Annotated in this window: 16 protein-coding genes; 4 read left to right on the top strand and 12 right to left on the bottom strand. The window is 68.3% G+C overall.

What is annotated here, in order from left to right; genetic code table 11:
- Positions 1 to 3: 3 nt before the first annotated feature.
- Positions 4 to 399 (bottom strand): nuclear transport factor 2 family protein, encoded by a 396-nt coding sequence (locus tag ACIA49_RS36070; protein ID WP_396382745.1) that lies wholly within the window; start codon positions 397 to 399, stop codon positions 4 to 6.
- A gap of 81 nt (positions 400 to 480) precedes the next feature.
- On the opposite strand from ACIA49_RS36070, the gene ACIA49_RS36065 reads away from it, so the two are divergent.
- Positions 481 to 993, top strand: a complete 513-nt coding sequence (locus ACIA49_RS36065; RefSeq protein WP_396382744.1) for a TetR/AcrR family transcriptional regulator — start codon at positions 481 to 483, stop codon at positions 991 to 993.
- 72 nt (positions 994 to 1,065) lie between these two features.
- Here the strand turns inward: ACIA49_RS36065 and ACIA49_RS36060 are convergent, their stop codons facing one another.
- Together ACIA49_RS36060 and ACIA49_RS36055 are read right to left on the bottom strand one after the other, a co-directional pair.
- The gene (locus ACIA49_RS36060) at positions 1,066 to 2,298 is read right to left on the bottom strand and encodes a serine hydrolase domain-containing protein (protein WP_396382742.1); all 1,233 of its coding nucleotides are present in this window, start codon (positions 2,296 to 2,298) and stop codon (positions 1,066 to 1,068) included.
- 59 nt (positions 2,299 to 2,357) lie between these two features.
- Entirely contained in the window at positions 2,358 to 2,888 is a 531-nt protein-coding gene (locus tag ACIA49_RS36055) for a TetR/AcrR family transcriptional regulator (protein WP_396382741.1), read from the bottom strand.
- Between the two features lie 78 nt (positions 2,889 to 2,966).
- Here ACIA49_RS36055 and ACIA49_RS36050 point away from each other — a divergent pair, with 78 nt between their 5' ends.
- Positions 2,967 to 4,016: an aldo/keto reductase gene (locus tag ACIA49_RS36050; RefSeq protein WP_396382739.1), complete on the top strand. Its 1,050-nt coding sequence runs from the start codon at positions 2,967 to 2,969 to the stop codon at positions 4,014 to 4,016.
- A complete protein-coding gene (locus tag ACIA49_RS36045) occupies positions 4,013 to 5,047 on the top strand; it encodes an SDR family oxidoreductase (protein ID WP_396382738.1) in 1,035 nt (344 codons plus the stop codon). Before ACIA49_RS36050 ends, ACIA49_RS36045 begins: the two co-directional genes overlap by 4 nt.
- Here ACIA49_RS36045 and ACIA49_RS36040 read toward each other — a convergent pair.
- The 7 genes from ACIA49_RS36040 to ACIA49_RS36010 form a co-directional block, all read right to left on the bottom strand.
- Positions 5,020 to 7,875 carry a DEAD/DEAH box helicase gene (locus tag ACIA49_RS36040; RefSeq protein WP_396382737.1) on the bottom strand — a complete coding sequence of 952 codons (2,856 nt, stop codon included), beginning with the start codon at positions 7,873 to 7,875 and terminating at the stop codon, positions 5,020 to 5,022. The two genes, ACIA49_RS36045 and ACIA49_RS36040, sit on opposite strands and share 28 nt — an antisense overlap.
- A gap of 42 nt (positions 7,876 to 7,917) precedes the next feature.
- Positions 7,918 to 8,790 carry an alpha/beta hydrolase gene (locus ACIA49_RS36035; protein WP_396382735.1) on the bottom strand — a complete coding sequence of 291 codons (873 nt, stop codon included), beginning with the start codon at positions 8,788 to 8,790 and terminating at the stop codon, positions 7,918 to 7,920.
- Between the two features lie 94 nt (positions 8,791 to 8,884).
- On the bottom strand, positions 8,885 to 9,712 hold the full coding sequence (locus tag ACIA49_RS36030) for a chitosanase (RefSeq protein ID WP_396382733.1): 828 nt from the start codon (positions 9,710 to 9,712) through the stop codon (positions 8,885 to 8,887).
- A 116-nt stretch (positions 9,713 to 9,828) separates the two neighbouring features.
- Positions 9,829 to 10,680, bottom strand: a complete 852-nt coding sequence (locus ACIA49_RS36025) for a diacylglycerol/lipid kinase family protein (RefSeq protein WP_396382731.1) — start codon at positions 10,678 to 10,680, stop codon at positions 9,829 to 9,831.
- Between the two features lie 20 nt (positions 10,681 to 10,700).
- The gene (tatC, locus tag ACIA49_RS36020) at positions 10,701 to 11,519 is read right to left on the bottom strand and encodes a twin-arginine translocase subunit TatC (protein WP_396382730.1); all 819 of its coding nucleotides are present in this window, start codon (positions 11,517 to 11,519) and stop codon (positions 10,701 to 10,703) included.
- Positions 11,520 to 11,541: 22 nt separating this feature from the next.
- Complete coding sequence (locus tag ACIA49_RS36015; RefSeq protein ID WP_396382729.1) at positions 11,542 to 11,841, bottom strand: twin-arginine translocase TatA/TatE family subunit; 300 nt, start codon at positions 11,839 to 11,841, stop codon at positions 11,542 to 11,544.
- 60 nt (positions 11,842 to 11,901) lie between these two features.
- Positions 11,902 to 12,096, bottom strand: coding sequence for a hypothetical protein (locus tag ACIA49_RS36010; RefSeq protein WP_396382727.1), 195 nt, complete (start codon positions 12,094 to 12,096; stop codon positions 11,902 to 11,904).
- Positions 12,097 to 12,196: 100 nt separating this feature from the next.
- On the opposite strand from ACIA49_RS36010, the gene ACIA49_RS36005 reads away from it, so the two are divergent.
- Positions 12,197 to 13,405, top strand: a complete 1,209-nt coding sequence (locus ACIA49_RS36005; protein WP_396382725.1) for a winged helix DNA-binding domain-containing protein — start codon at positions 12,197 to 12,199, stop codon at positions 13,403 to 13,405.
- On the opposite strand, the gene ACIA49_RS36000 is transcribed toward ACIA49_RS36005, so the two are convergent.
- Both ACIA49_RS36000 and ACIA49_RS35995 read right to left on the bottom strand, forming a co-directional pair.
- Positions 13,402 to 14,373 (bottom strand): helix-turn-helix transcriptional regulator, encoded by a 972-nt coding sequence (locus ACIA49_RS36000; RefSeq protein ID WP_396382724.1) that lies wholly within the window; start codon positions 14,371 to 14,373, stop codon positions 13,402 to 13,404. The two genes, ACIA49_RS36005 and ACIA49_RS36000, sit on opposite strands and share 4 nt — an antisense overlap.
- Positions 14,366 to 15,322 carry a helix-turn-helix transcriptional regulator gene (locus ACIA49_RS35995; RefSeq protein ID WP_396382723.1) on the bottom strand — a complete coding sequence of 319 codons (957 nt, stop codon included), beginning with the start codon at positions 15,320 to 15,322 and terminating at the stop codon, positions 14,366 to 14,368. The genes ACIA49_RS36000 and ACIA49_RS35995 overlap by 8 nt, the downstream gene beginning before the upstream one ends.
- Positions 15,323 to 15,363 lie beyond the last annotated feature (41 nt).

The following is a 15,363-nucleotide window of genomic DNA, read 5'->3' as shown; positions in this document are numbered from 1 at the left end:
GCCTCAACCTAACGCCTGCACGATGGCATAAGTGTTCTGGTACTCACGCCAGCCGGCGATCTGCCCGTCCCGCACCCGCAGTACGCCGACAAACCGGGCAGCGCCTCGCTCGCCGGTACCCGGATGCACGCCAGCCAGCTCGTACTCCAGTACGGCGACCTCCGGGTCCACCGTCTCGTGCACGGCCAACGGAGTGAATCGGTCAAACCGCACCGGGAACCCGGCCCGCGCCGGCACGGCGAACGCCAGCCACTCGTCACGCCCCTCCCACCGCGCCGCCCCACCGGCCGCGAACGGCGACTCGATCACCACGTCGTCGGCCAGCAGGTCGTCCATGGCCGCCGGATCACCGGTCCAGCTCTGGCCGAGACTCTCGATGATCGTCCGCAGGTCAACCATCACAACCTCCAAAGATGAGTGGATACTCAGGTTGTCTCGGACTATAGTGAGTGCCTACTCAGCTTTCAAGGGAGGACCGGAATGGGATTGCGCGCCGACGCGGCACGGAACCGCGCCGCGATCCTGAGCTCGGCCTCCGAGGCGTTCGCCGAACACGGCCCGAAGGCGACCACCGAGCAGGTGGCCCAGCAGGCCGGAGTGGCGGTCGGGACTGTGTTCCGGCACTTCCCGACCAAGGACGACCTGCTCGTCGCGATCATGAAGGAGTCACTGGAGCGACTGACCACCCTCGCCGACGAGTCGACCCTGGCGGACTTCTTCGATGCCGTCGTCGACGAGGCCGTCCGGACCAGAATGGTCGTCACCGCACTCGGCGACTCACGACTGGACATCGGCGACGCACTGCGAGGTCTGACCGACAGCGTCGCGCGGCTGCTCGACCAGGCCAAGGCAGCGGGCGCGGCTCGGCCTACCGCTCAGGTCGACGAGGTGATGGCGCTACTGACGGCAGCGACGTACGCCGCACAGCAAGCCTCCTGGACGCCGGACCTCCGGCAGCGCACGCTCGCCGTGATCCTCCGCGGCCTCAGCTAACAGCTCACCGCGACCAGGGAGGCTGGACGGTAGTGCCGTCGGCCATGGAGCCAGTGAAGCCGGCGGTGATGGCTAGCTGAAGTACTGCGGGAACAGGTCGTGCGTCGGCCAGGACGTGACCCCGTTGGCCGCGGTCCACATGGCCGGGTCGATGTCGCCGTACGACTTGCCGGACGGGTCGTCGCGCCGGTTGAACAGCGCAGCCCAGCTCATACCGTTGTACGTGCGGACCAGGATGGTAGAGGTACCCGGCATGCTCCCGGTGTGCCACGTGTTGCGGCCGGTACCGCCTGTGGTGACTGATCGCACCTGCCACCCGAGACCGTAGTACCAGCCCGTCGGATCGATCCCCGTCTCCGGCTGCGCCCAGACGCGGCCAAGCGACGTACTGTTCAGCACTGCACCCGGTGCGTCGAACATCTTCGCCCACCGGACCAGGTCCGGCGCACTGGCGATCCAGCCACCGTTGGCGTCCTGGATGCGCATACTGAACGACCCGTACGGCGCTGCGACCGTCGCGCCGGTGTTGTTGAGCACAGTCCGCCCGGTGTATTGCGATTCGTACGACGTCTCGCCGGCGTGCTTGGCAATGCTCCACCCGAGTGCCATCCGCTTGATCTGCAACGGTGCAAGGAGCTTCTGCTGCACATAGGCCTCGTAGCTCAGCCCAGACAGCTTCTCGATCACCCGCCCGGCCAGCAGGTACCCGAAGTTCGAGTACGCGTACTTGGCGCCCGGTGCGGCGTCCAGCTTCTGTCCGGTCATGTACCTGATGACGTCCGCGTGCTGCAGCTCCATCGGTACGCCGAGCGCCTGTGAGATCGCAGCGTCCTTGAAGTTCGGGTCACCGGAGACGTCACGGTTCCAACCACCCAGATGCTGCAGCAGTCGCCCTAGCGTGATGTCCGACCAGCGTGGGTCAACAGGTGCGGTGATGCCGAGCAGGTCAACGACCTTCGACGACAGCGTCAGCTTGCCGTCCTGCTCGAGCCGCAGGATCGCAGCGGCCGTGAACGACTTCGACAGGCTCGCGATCCGGAACAGCGACGTCGGCTGCACATCCGCCGTACTGGCGCTGTAGCCACGCGCCAGCACCAGACGCCCCTTGTACGTAACAGCCAACTGGCCGGCCGTCACCCCACGCGCCTGCATGAACGTCTTCATCTGGTTGTCGAACCCGGCCAGCGCCGGTACGGCGGTCCCGGTCACCTTCCAGGTCGCAGCATCGGCCGAGGCAGCCGCCCCGGCCCAGGTCACTCCAGATGCGACAGCAAGCTTTCCCAGACTCCGGCGGGACAGTTCCACAGAGACGACTCCTTCAATGGCAGGCGGATGCCATCGACCCTATAAACCTGCGGGGTCGATCAGCGCGACTGCGGGCGGAGTCCGTCCAGGATCAGCGCGAGCATGCGTGGCGACCTGTCGTCGGACGCGCGCCAGAGCGCGGCGGTCAACTGGAGGAAGTCGCCGGCGTCCGCATCGGCACGGATGCTGCCGTCACGCTTCCCCGCGTCGAGTAGCGCGGTGATGGCACCGATGACCGGCTCATAGGTCTGTTCGGTGACCGCTTGGGTCGCGGCGGGACCGAGGGCGTCGCCGAGCCCGTGCTTGCGGCGCATCGCGTCGACCAGACCGGTCGTCCACTGCCGCAACGCCTCGACTGGCGGCAGTTCGGCCAGCAACTCCGGTACGGCGGCAAGGATCCGCTCCACCTCGTCCTGATAGACGGCGAGCACCAGCGCCTCCCGGGTCGGGAAGTTGCGGTACAGCGTGCCGGCTCCGACCCCGGACCGCTGAGCGATCTGGTTCATCGAGGTGGCGCCGTCCTCGATGAAGGCCGCGCGGGCCACCTCAAGGATGCGAGCCCGGTTCTCCCGGGCGTCAGAACGAACCACAACAGTCCCTCACTTGCTAAGCGGAGAGCTCTCCACTAATGTATCCGGAGAACTCTCCGCATAGCTTAGAGGAGCATCATGCAGTACATCAAGCTCGGTACGACGGGCCTGGAGGTGTCGCCGATCGCCATCGGAGCGATGACGTACGGCGAACCCGACCGCGGCCATCCGGTCTGGTCGAAGGGCGCCGCCGAGGCGCGGCCACTGATCCGGCACGCGCTGGACGCGGGCATCAACTTCTTCGACACCGCGAACATGTACTCGAACGGGTCCAGCGAGGAGATCCTCGGCCAGGCGCTCGCGGACTTCGCCGACCGTGACGACGTGGTGATCGCGACGAAACTCCGGCACCCGATGCGGACCGGCCCGAACGGGAAAGGCCTGTCGCGGAAGGCGATCATGACCGAGGTCGAGCACTCGCTGCGCCGCCTCGGCACGGACTACATCGACCTGTACCAGATTCACCGCAACGACCACACCACGCCGTGGGAAGAGACGCTCGAGGCGCTCAACGACCTCGTCCGGTCCGGCAAGGTCCGCTACCTCGGTGCGTCCTCGATGCACGCCTGGGAGTTCGCGAAGGCCTTGCACCTGCAGAAGCAGCACGGCTGGGCACGGTTCGTGTCGATGCAGGACCACTACAACCTGCTCGCCCGCGAGGAGGAGCGGGAGATGATCCCGCTCTGTCTGGACGAGGGCGTCGGCACGATCATCTGGTCGCCGCTGGCCCGCGGCCGGCTCGCCCGCGGTTGGGACGATGCGCGAGCGACAGCGCGCTCCGAGACCGACGGCGCCTTCGCCGACACGCTGTACTCGCCGGAGCAGGAGGCATCCAACCGCGCGATCATCGACGCGGTCGGACAGGTCGCGGCCCGGTACGGCGTGAGCCGGGCTCAGATCGCACTCGCGTGGCTCCGCCGGCAGCCGGTCGTCACCGCACCGCTGGTCGGGGCCGGTTCGATTCAGCAGATCGACGAGGCCGTGCAGTCGCTCGACGTCGACCTGACCGAGGACGACGTACAGGCTCTTGAAGCTCCTTACACCGCCCGCTACGACTGGCAAGGCATCTCGGACGAAGCCGAGCTCGCCGTCATTCGGGCCCGGATCCCAGGGATGGCACTCGCATGAGCAAGGTCTTGGTCACCGGAGGGTCCGGCTTCATCGCAAGCTGGTGCGTCCGCGCGCTGTTGGAGGCCGGGTACGACGTACGCACGACCGTGCGCGACCTGTCCCGCGAGGCGGGCCTGCGCCCACAGTTGCCCATGGCAACCACAGAGCGACTGAGCGTCGTCCGGGCCGATCTCCAGAGCGATGACGGCTGGGCCGAAGCGGTCGACGGCTGTGAGTACGTCCTGCACGTCGCCTCGCCGACACTGCGCAACGGGGTCGACAGTGAGGATGCGATGGTGTCCGCCGCCCGGGACGGGGTCTTGCGGGTACTGCGGGCTGCGCGCGATGCCGGCGTTCGTCGCGTGGTGCTGACCAGCGCGTTCGGAGCCGTCGGCTACGGACATCCGCGACGGACCACCCCGTTCACCGAGGAGGACTGGACCAACATCGACGCGGACATCCCGCCGTACCAGCGCTCGAAGACGCTCGCGGAGCGCGCGGCCTGGCAGTTCGTGCGGGATGAAGGCAACGGGCTCGAGCTCGCGGCCGTCCATCCCACCGGAGTGCTCGGGCCTGTGCTCGGCCCGGACGACCCGCCGTCGCTACGGACCATCCGCACCATGCTGACCGGCGAGATGTCGGCCTGTCCGCCGTTCGCCTCCAGCTGGGTCGATGTGCGCGACGTGGCCGACCTGCACCTGCGCGCGATGACCGACCCGGCCGCGGCCGGCGAACGCTGGATCGCTTCGGCCGGCCCCAGCCTACGCATCATCGAAGTCGCCCGCATCCTGCGCGAGCGGCTCGGCGACCGCGCGGCGAAGGCCCCGACCCGCGAGCTGCCGCTCTTCCTCGCTCGGCTGATGAGCCGATTCATCCCACTGATGCGCGTCCTGCGTCCCCAGCTCGGGCAGGACTTCAACGCCACCAGCGCGAAAGCCGAGCGGCTACTGGGCTGGCGAGCACGCCCTATCGAGGACACCATCGCCGACACGGCCGAAAGTCTGCTCGCCCACGGAATAGGTCAGCCTTCGTCCACCACCGTTGCGTAGGCGATGACGCCGCGGCGGATCTGCTCGACCACCTGGCGGGCCGTGTGGCGCAGCGCGGAGTTGTCTCCTGCTGCGTCGGCGACCTGCTCGGTGAGGTCGATCAGCTGCTTGGTCCAGCGGACGAAGTCGCCGGCAGCCAGGTCGGACTCGTAGAGGACCTCGGCCAGGGAGGCACCGGAGGACCAGCGGAAGGCCGGCCAGCAGAACCCGAGGTCCATCGAGCGCAGGAAGTCGACGCGCATGTCGCGCTCGAGCGCCGACAGCTCGCTCCAGATCTTGCCCATCTTCTCCAGGGCCGGGCGGACGTCGCCGCGCGGCAGCCGGGGTGAGGTCGGCTCGTCCTTCGAGCGCGACTCGTAGACGAGCGCGGCCAGCGCTGCCGCCAGCTCGGGCACGGTGAGGTCGTCGAAGACGCCCTGGCGCAGGCACTCCGCCGCGACCAGGTCGAGCTCGGTGTAGATCCGCGCCAGCCGGTCACCGGCCTCGGTGGTCTTGTCGCCCTCCAGGTAGTGCAGGGCGTCGAGGACCTGGCAGACCCGGTCGAACTGGCGGGCGATCGTGTTCGTCCGCTGCTCGATCTTGCGCTGGACGTCGCGGTTCTCCCGGTCGAGCCGGAAGTAGCGCTCGGCCCAGCGGGCGTGGTCCTCGCGATCGGAGCAACCGTGGCACGGGTGCGCGCGCAGCTGGGCCCGCATCTCCTGCAGCTCCGGGTCGTCCGCGTGACTGATGACATCGCGGCCGCGGGTCCGCGACGGCGGGCCGTCCTCGCCGAGCATGTCGGTACGAACCCGCAGCACCTGCGCGAGCTCACGGCGCTGCTGGGGGTTGCGGGCGTTGAACTTCTTCGGGATCCGCAGCGAGCTGATCGCCTCGACCGGAGTCGGGAAGTCGATCATCGACAGCTTCCGCACCTGCCGGTCCAGCGTCAGCACGGTCGGTCGCGGTCCTTCGCGCTCCGACCGCATCCCGGCGTCGAGCACCAGCGCCCAGCCGGCGCTGCGACCGGCCGGGATCCGGATGACATCGCCCATCCGAAGCTTCTCGATCGACTCCTGCGCCTCGACCCGGCGGTCCAGCTTGCGCGCCTTCGATCCCGAGGACTCACGCTCCCCGATCCGGCGGCGTAGAGCGGCGTACTCGAGGAAGTCGCCGAGGTGACAGTCGATCGACTCCTTGTATCCCTCGAGTGCCTCGGTGTTGCGCTGCACCTGCCGCGCCAGTCCGACCACGGCCTGGTCGGACTGGAACTGCGCGAACGACAGCTCCAGCATGTCGCGGGCCCGCGTCCGCCCGACCTGGCGGACCAGGTTGACGGCCATGTTGTACGACGGCGAGAACGACGACCGCAGTGGGTAGGTTCGCGTGGACGCGAGCCCGGCCACAGCGCGTGGGTCGAACCCGGGCTGCCAGAGCACGACCGCGTGCCCCTCGACGTCGATCCCGCGCCGTCCGGCCCGCCCGGTGAGCTGCGTGTATTCCCCCGGGGTGATGTCGACGTGCGCCTCACCGTTCCACTTGGACAGCTTCTCCAGTACGACGGTGCGCGCCGGCATGTTGATGCCCAGGGCAAGCGTTTCGGTGGCGAACACGACCTTGATCAGGCCGCGCGCGAACAGCTCCTCGACGACCTCCTTGAACGCGGCCAGCATGCCCGCGTGGTGCGCCGCGATGCCGCGGCTGAGCGCCTCGGAGAAGTCGTGATACCCCAGGACGCCGAGGTCCTCGTCGGGCAGGTCGATCGTCCGCTCGGCCAGCACCCGCTTGATCTCGTCGCGCTCCGACGGCTTGGTCAGCCGCAGCCCGGAACGCAGGCACTGCAGCATCGCGTCCTCGCAGCCCTTCCGCGAGAAGATGAAGAAGATCGCCGGCAGCAGTGCGCCCGCGTCCAGCTCCTCCACCACATCCGACCGGAACGGCGTGAAGTGCGACCGCTGCGGCCGCCCCTTCGGGAGATCACGGCGACGGCGTGGCTTGCGGGAGTCGTCACGGAAGACACGGTTGTCGTCGCGGGCGATCTTGACCAGCTGCGGGTTGACCATGTCGCGCAGGTCGGTCGAACCGCCGGTCGCCGCCTTGGCCGGGTTGCCCGAGCGATTCGGACGGCCGGCCGACGGGCCGAACTGCGCCTGCGCACCAGCACCCGCCGTCGGCGTCTCACCGGCGAACAGGTCGTGCAGCCGCTTCCCGACCATCACATGCTGGAACAGCGGCACCGGCCGCTTCTCCTCCAGCACGACGACCGTGTTACCGCGGACCGTCGCCAGCCAGTCGCCGAACTCCTCGGCGTTGCTGACCGTCGCCGACAGCGAGACCACCGACACCGAGTCCGGCAGGTGGATGATCACTTCCTCCCAGACCGCGCCCCGCGCCCGGTCCGCCAGGTAGTGCACCTCGTCCATCACCACGTAGGACAGGCCGAGCAGGGTGGACGAACCGGCGTACAGCATGTTCCGCAGTACCTCGGTCGTCATGACGACGATCGGGGCCTCGGAGTTGACCGAGTTGTCCCCCGTCAGCAGTCCGACCTTGTCGGCGCCGTACCGGCTGACCAGGTCGGAGTACTTCTGGTTGCTGAGCGCCTTGATCGGCGTCGTGTAGAAGCACTTCTGCCCCCGCTGCAGCGCCAGATGGACGGCGAACTCACCGACCAGCGTCTTCCCGGAGCCGGTCGGCGCGGCCACCAGCACCTGGTGACCGTCCTCCAGCGCCGCACAGGCGCGCAGCTGGAACTCATCCAGCGCGAAGTCGTAGAGCCCGCGGAACTCCTTCACCGCGGGGTGCTCCTGGTCCGAGCGGAAGGTTGCATATTTCTCGGACGGAGTACTCATACCCCCCACACTATTCGAGCCCACCCCCAAAAACCCACGCACTTACCGCGCCAGGCGGGCCTTCAGGAACGCGGCCGCGTGATCCAGCGCTTCGTCGGCCTCCGGCATCATCCCGGCGAAGTACTGGAAGACATGGGGCGCACCGGCAACCACATCCAGGCTCACATCGACCTCACACTCCGCCGCTCGCGTCACCAGCCGGAGCGAGTCGTCCAGCAGCACCTCCGCCGTACCGACCTGAATCAGCAGCGGCGGCAGCCCCGTCAGATCCGCCAGCACCGGGCTGGCTAGCTCGGTACCAGCCTCCGCTTCGCTCACGTACAACGCAGCCGACTCCGCCATGTTCTCCCTGCTGAACAGGGGGTCGAAGTCAGCGCGCGCATCGATGCTGGCACCGCTCAGGGTCAGATCGGTCCACGGCGAGAACAGCACGGCGCCAGCAGGTAGCGGCAAGCCCTCGCGCCGCGCAGCCAGCAGGAGTGCGAGCGCCAGCCCACCACCAGCTGAGTCTCCAGCCAGTACGACGTTCTGCCCCGCCAGCTCGCGGTACGCGGCCAGTGCGTCGTCCACCGCGGCCGGGAACGGGTCCTCCGGCGCCGGCCGGTAGTCCAGCGACACAGCCGGTACGCCGACCCGCCGGGCCAGCGGTGCGGCCAGGTTCGCCCCGGTCCGCGCGTTGCCGACCACATACGCGCCACCGTGCAGGTAGAGGATCACTCCGTCGCCCTGAGCGCCCTCCACCACCACATCGAGCGCAGGCACTCCCCCGAGCGTGCGCGGCGTGAGAGTGACGTCATCGCCCAGCGGAAGGACCGAGAACCGGCCGTTGAAGTCGGCGCGCAGTTCCTCGTGGGACTGCCCGACCTTGCCCTTGTCCAGCACCTGACGCGCGATTGCGCGGTCTTCACGACTCATGCGGCTATCTGACCACGCGGCGCTTCATGGCGTCTTCACAAAAACACCGGACCCCACCCTGGTGGTGTGGGGTCCGGCAGCTGAGCAGGGGACGTCAGCCGATGTGGTAGCTGTCGCCGTAGACCTTCCAGTCGAGCGGGGTGTTGAGGTCGAGGTTGCCGTTGCGGAGCCAGACGCGCTGCGCGGTGTCGACGCGGCTGGTGTCGCTGTGAGCCTCTTCCTGCTTCATCGCCCAGACGCGGGCGTCCAGGAAAGCGTTCAGCCAGGTGGTCTCGTTGCCACCCTGGGCCGGCGGCTTGGCCTTGCCCAGGGCGCGCTTGCGGATCCCTCCGAAGCTGGTGCCGTCGTCGCCGTCACCGTGCATGACGATCGCGTCGTAGTAGCAGAACTGGCCGAGGGCGCGGATGCCGTCGGACTTGCCGCGGGAGACGGCCGGGTTGAAGTAGACCCGGTCGCGCTCGTCGTTCTGGCACTGCTGGAAGACGGTGTCCTTGGCGGCGGTGGCCCAGTCCTTGGTGTAGTTCGGGTCGAGACCGGAGTGCGAGTCGCTGCCGTCCACCCGGCGCAGCGCCGGGAGGTACTTGGCCAGGATGTTGCCGGACTTGCGGTTCGCGTAGAGCTCGACCAGTTCGAGCATGTCGTGCGTGCCCGAGCAGAACCCGATGATGCCCGCGGTGTAGCCGCGGCCGTCGTCGATGTCCTCGATGTACTTGTACTGCGCCTTCCAGTCCAGCGAGGAGTTCTCCGCGCTGCAGACGATCTTCATCGCGATCTCCTTCTTCGCGGGATCGTCGAGGTTGACGGCCTGGACGGCGGCGTCGGCGGCCGGGGCGAGCCGGGTGGCGAGCGTCGCGGCGGCCGGGACGGCGGCGAGGCTGAGACCGAGCAGGAGCGCACTCCTGCGGGTGGGGCGGTTCTCCATGATGTGTACCTCCGAGGGGGCGTTCCAGAGGACTGCAACTGATAGGAAGCTTTACTATCAGATGGAGAGCAGAGTTGAGAATAGTTCGCGAACAAATGTTTGTGAGCCGAGCGCGATCAGGCGAGAACGGTGAGTGCGCCCGGCGCGATGGTGATGTCCACAGGGAGCGGGCCGAGGGGTTCACCATCGCCGTACGCGGTGATGCCGGGCGACTCGATCCGCACGGACCGCCCCCGGTACGTACGCACGGCGGGATGCCCGAGATGCGTGCCCTTGCCGAGCTTGGGGAACATCTGCAGCAGCGTCAGCCGCGAGACCGGCTGGATGATCGTGATGTCGAGCAGTCCGTCGGCGATGTCCGCGCCCTTGCAGATCTGCAGTCCCCCGCCGTACGTCGGTCCGGTGCCGACCGCGACGAGCATCGCCGGGCCCTCGATCACCTGGTCGTCGATCGTGATGACGTACTCGAGCGGCGTGAACGTGCGCAGCTCGGCCAAGGTGGCGACGGTGTAGCGGGCATTGCCCTTGGGCCAGCTCATCGCGTTGGCCCGCCGGTTCACGAGCGAGTCGAAGCCGCCGGCCACGACGGTGGTGATGAACTCGTCCTTGGCCACCGCGAGGTCGATCGTGCGGGTCTGGCCGGCCACGATGAGGTCGGCCGCCGCAGCCGGATCCTTCAGCGGTACGCCGAGGCCGCGGGCGAAGTCGTTACCGGTCCCGGCCGGGATGACGCCGAACGGCATCCCGGACTTGGCCAGCACCTGCGCCCCGAGGTGGATCGTGCCGTCGCCACCGATCAGGGCGACCGCATCCGCACCGCTGCTGACCACGTCGGCCGAGATCCGGCCGACGTCCTCGGCGCAGGTGGTCTCGTAACTGTCGACGGTCAGCCCGGCGGACTCCAGCCGCGCCCGGACCACCGGAGCCACCCGAGCACCCAGGCCGCGCCCGCTGGTGGGGTTGACCACCAGCGCGATCCTGCGCCCCACTAGGCGGCTTCGAGCTCTTCGCCGCGAACCTTACGACGGCGGTCGTTGATGCGGGCAATCACCTCGGCCACGAAGAACAGCAGACACATCGGGACCGCCAGCAGACACATCGTGAACGGGTCACCGGACGGCGTCGCCACCGCGGCGAACACGAAGATGACCAGGATGATGTACGGCCGGAACTTCCCGAGCGCGGCGGCCGGGACGATGCCGAGCATATTCAGCAGGACGACGACCAGCGGTATCAGGAACGCGATGCCGAAGACCAGCATCGTCCGGATCACGAAGTCGAGGTACTTGCTGATCTCCACCAGGTTCTGGATCGCCTCGGGGGTGAACCCGAGCAGGATCTCGATACCCTTCGGCAGCGTCCAGTACGCGACCGCGAGACCGCTGGCGAACAGCGGCGCGGCGATCGCGGCGAACAGGTACGCCCACTTCTTCTCGTTGCGGTGCAGGCCGGGGGCGATGAACGCCCACAGCTGGAACAGCCACACCGGGCCGGATGCGACCAGACCCATCATCGCCGAGACCTTGATCCGGAACGTCAGCGGATCACCGACACCCTGGAGCGTGAGCTGAGGCTTCAGCGCCCGCGCCTCGGCGTACGGCCTGATCGCGGTGTTGAACGGCTTGGTGAGGAAGTTGAACGCCTCGTTGTAGAAGAACCAGGCGGCGATCGTGCACACCACAATTGCGAGCACGCTGATGAGCAACCGGTTCCGGAGCTCGACAATGTGCTCGCGCAGGGTCATCCGACCCTCTTCGTCCTTCGGGCGGCGCTCCTTCTTCTCCTTGCGCCGTCCGAACCTCACCATCGACAAGACGTACTACTCGGGCTCAGTTGGCGGTGTGCGTGGGCGGCAGACCGTCGCCGGGCGCCTGGCTGTTGGCCTGGTTCGGCTGGGTCTGCGCCTGCGGGGCCGCCTGCTGCACCGGGGCCTGGGCCGGCGGCACACTGGCCTCGTCGGTCAGCTCCGCGTCCTTCTTGCGGGTGCCGACCTCGTCCTCCCAGATCTTCTTCGACTTCCCCAGCTGGCGAACCAGCTGCGGCAGCTTGGTCGATCCGAAGAGCAGCACGACGATCGCGAGGACGACCAGCCACTCGGCGCCCGAGGGCATCGTGATGAGCGGGTTCATGTCGGTCTCCCTTTCACAGAACTTCTACTCGAGGCTGACGCCGGAGTTTCGAGACGGATACTACGCCCGGACCCGGTCGTCCGCGCGAGGCTGCTGGACGGCGGCCGGTGACGACATCGCACCGTCCAGCTTGGACTGAGCGGCACCCAACTCACGCAGCAGCGCCTTGGACTTGCCCCACAACTTCTTCGCGAGCAGGGCGAGGACCAGGAGCCACACCGCCACGACCGCGAGGAAGAGCAAGAGCCAGAACATAACAAGGAGCCTAGCCGGTCCCTCGCCGCAACCCACCTCGGCCGGGGCGTCCCGGCCGACAACGGTGTCGGAACGTGATGGTAAAACCAGGTGTCCACCGGTGACTCGAAAGGGCGGGATGCGGCAGATCGGGGTCGAGGAGCGGCGGGCGCGGATCGGGCGCCGGCACCGTCTCGCAGCGTCGAACCAGGCGGCGGACGCGGCTGAGGCCGCTGCCGCGATGGTCGCGTTGCACGCCACGGATCCGGCCACCGTGCACTTGTCCGTGGCTGCGCGAGTGCCAGGCAGTGACGTCGCAGCTACAGAGCGTGCCCTGTACGACGACCGCTCACTCATCCGCATGTTGGGCATGCGCCGGACCGTGTTCGTCGTACCGACGTCTTTCGGGCCGGTCATCCAGGCCGCCTGTGCGGACGACATTGCGGTCAAACAGCGCAGACTGCTTGTCAAGCACCTCGCTGAGGCCGGAGTGGCCGACGATGCGGAGAGCTGCGGCACGTGGCTGCAGACCGTCGAGGAGTCCACGGCGACCGCGCTGGCGCTCCGGGGCTCGGCCACTGCCCAGGAGCTGTCAGCGGACGAGCCCCGGTTGCGGACCCGGCTCAACATGGCTGAGGGCAAGGCGTACGCCGCTGCGCCGTATGTGACCAGCCGGGTGCTGTTCCTGCTCGCTGCTGAGGGCCGGATCGTCCGCGGCCGGCCTCTCGGCACCTGGCTGAGCAGCCAGCACCAGTGGTCTCCTGCGGCGGACTGGCTGACCGGTGGTCTGGGCGACAAGCCCGTGGCCGAGGAGGCCCGAGTGACGCTCGCACGCGCGTGGCTGACGTCGTTCGGGCCCGGTACGGCGGCAGACCTGCAGTGGTGGACCGGCTGGACAGGTGGTCAGACGAAGAAGGCACTGGCGGCGGTGGAGGCCGTAGAGGTCGATCTGGACGGTCAAGTGGGCTACGTGCTGCCTGGTGACGAGGAGCCCGAGGTTCCGGTCGAGCCGTGGGTGGCGTTCCTGCCGGCGCTGGACCCGACGCCGATGGGCTGGAAGGACCGCGGCTGGTACCTCGGCGAGCACAAGGCCAGGCTGTTCGACAGCACCGGCAACATCGGTCCGACGGTCTGGGCCGACGGCCGGATCATCGGCGGCTGGGGCCAGCCGGAGTCAGGTGAGGTGCGCTTCCAGATGCTCGATGACGTCGGCCGCGAGACGCAGACCATGGTCGAGGCAGAGGCCGCTCGCTGGACCACGTGGCTGGCCGGAGTCCGGGTAACACCCCGCTTTCGGGTCCCGCTGGAGCGACTGCTCAGCCAGGGCTAGAAGTCGTACGCCGAGAGCGCTTCGCGGGCCGTCTCGGCGATCTGACTGCTCAGGTCGGGCGGATCGAGCACCGTGGCCGCACCGCCGAGGCGGAGGACCAGACGCTGCAGCCAGGCGATGTCGGCGACCCGAAGCTTGACGATGAGCGAGCCTTCGGGCCCCTCCTCGACCGACTCGTTCGGGTAGTACTCCGCGACCCAGCGGGCCGGAGGCGCCAGCCGGATCGTCGCCAGCAGGTCACGCTCCGACGGCTGGAACATGCCGTTGGACAGGTCCCGCGGAGTCGCCTCCGGCGGCGGTTCACTCGGCAGGTCGAGCAGCTTGACCGCGGCGATCCGGTCCAGCCGGAACAGCCGCACGTCCTCCGCCAGCCGGCACCACGCCTCCAGATAGCTGCGCCCATCGGACACAACCAGCCGCATCGGGTCCACGTCGCGCTCAGTGGTCTCGTCCCGCGACGGTACGTCGTACGTGAGGTGCAAGCGCCTCTTCCCAGCCAGAGCGCGGTTGACCGTCTCGGCGATCTCCGGTCGGGTCGGCTCGACGTGCACGTGGGCGGCGGAGCCCTCGTGCGCCGCGGCAGCCTCACCAGCAGCTGTCTCCAGCTTGGCGATCGCCCGGTCCACCGCATCGCGGTCGTGACCGGCAGTCACCTCGCGCAGCGTCCGCAGTGCGGTCAGCAGCGCCAGCGCCTCGTCAGCGGCCAGCCGCAGCGGCCGCGCCAGGTAGTCGGCGTTGTTGATGTGGATGACGCCTTCGCCCTCGGCGGACTCGATGTCGATCTCGATCAGATCGCCCATCTGAGCGCCGGGCAGACCGCAGAACCACAGCACCTTCAGGTCCGCGAGGATCTGCTTCGGCCGGACGCCGAACTCCTTCGCGACGTCGTCGACGCGAGCTCCGTCGTTCTCCCGCAGGTACGGCACCAGGGCGAGCAGCCGCTGTACCTGGTCACGTGCGTTAGACACCGGCCACCGTCCGGAGTCTCCACAGCACACCGTCCAGCACGTCCCCAGGGCCCTCGACCACGGCATCCGGACCGTATGACGCGATCTCCTCAGCCAGTACGGCGGAGTCGGCGTACGGGACGTGGAGGAGGTCCCAGCCCTCCTCGTACGGCTCGATGGCATTGGCGCGACGGCGCAGGCTGACACACGAGCCGGTGCGGGCCCGGACCTTCGCCTCGGACGTCGGACGCGGCGGTGCCAGCTCTGAGACCAGCGAGCGCAGGTCGGTGCCCTCCGGGACGGTGAACGCTCCTGCGTCGCCGACTGTCTTCACGTCAGCGCCGATGCGGGACAGCCGGAACATGCGGGTCGCTTCCCGGTCCCGGTCGCGGCCGACGACGTACCAACGGCCGTGCCAGGACACGATGCCCCAGGGCTCCAGAGTCCGCGTCATGGGCTCGGTGGCGCCGCTGCGGAGGAACTGGAACCGCACTGCCGTCCGGCTGACCACAGCCGACCAGACGGTGTCGAAGGCCGGCTCCGACGCTCCGACATGTGGCTCGATCGCGCTCAGCGCAGACTGGTCGGTCTGAATTCCGGCCGCCTTCAGCTTGAGCACTGCCGACGTGGTCGCCTCGGACAGCCCAGCGTGCTGCCAGACGCGAGCCGCGACGCCCAGTACGGCGGCCTCGTCCGGCTCGAGCTGCACTTCCGGCAGCTCGAAGACGTCCCGGCGGATCCGGTAGCCGACGTCGTCGGAGAAGAACTTGTCGATCGTGCCCATCTCGATCGGGATGCCGAGGTCGCGCAGCTCGTCCTTGTCGCGCTCGAACATCTTCTCGAAGGCATCGTCGGTCTGGCCCGCGTACCCCTCGACGACCTCGCGGATACGCTCTTTCGTCACGTAGGTGCGCGCGACCAGCAGGCAGATGACCACGTTGAGCAGTCGCTCACTCTTGCGCGCCGACACCCGACCACCTTACGGCCTTCCGCGGCCAAAACCCTCCTCCC

The organism is Kribbella sp. NPDC051587 (assembly GCF_044453945.1).
Lineage (GTDB): Bacteria > Actinomycetota > Actinomycetes > Propionibacteriales > Kribbellaceae > Kribbella.
The sequence above is the reverse complement of the archived record's forward strand: the minus strand, read 5'-3'. Positions and strand labels throughout refer to the sequence as shown.

Excerpts from the sequence above, each read along its gene's own strand:
- tatC (WP_396382730.1), bottom strand. The coding sequence starts at position 11,519 with ATGGTGAGGTTCGGACGGCGCAAGGAGAAGAAGGAGCGCCGCCCGAAG.
- ACIA49_RS36015 (WP_396382729.1), bottom strand. The coding sequence starts at position 11,841 with ATGAACCCGCTCATCACGATGCCCTCGGGCGCCGAGTGGCTGGTCGTC.
- ACIA49_RS36030 (WP_396382733.1), bottom strand. The coding sequence starts at position 9,712 with ATGGAGAACCGCCCCACCCGCAGGAGTGCGCTCCTGCTCGGTCTCAGC.
- ACIA49_RS36070 (WP_396382745.1), bottom strand. The coding sequence starts at position 399 with ATGGTTGACCTGCGGACGATCATCGAGAGTCTCGGCCAGAGCTGGACC.
- ACIA49_RS36065 (WP_396382744.1), top strand. The coding sequence starts at position 481 with ATGGGATTGCGCGCCGACGCGGCACGGAACCGCGCCGCGATCCTGAGC.
- ACIA49_RS36035 (WP_396382735.1), bottom strand. The coding sequence starts at position 8,790 with ATGAGTCGTGAAGACCGCGCAATCGCGCGTCAGGTGCTGGACAAGGGC.
- ACIA49_RS36050 (WP_396382739.1), top strand. The coding sequence starts at position 2,967 with ATGCAGTACATCAAGCTCGGTACGACGGGCCTGGAGGTGTCGCCGATC.
- ACIA49_RS36045 (WP_396382738.1), top strand. The coding sequence starts at position 4,013 with ATGAGCAAGGTCTTGGTCACCGGAGGGTCCGGCTTCATCGCAAGCTGG.
- ACIA49_RS36010 (WP_396382727.1), bottom strand. The coding sequence starts at position 12,096 with ATGTTCTGGCTCTTGCTCTTCCTCGCGGTCGTGGCGGTGTGGCTCCTG.
- ACIA49_RS36040 (WP_396382737.1), bottom strand. The coding sequence starts at position 7,875 with ATGAGTACTCCGTCCGAGAAATATGCAACCTTCCGCTCGGACCAGGAG.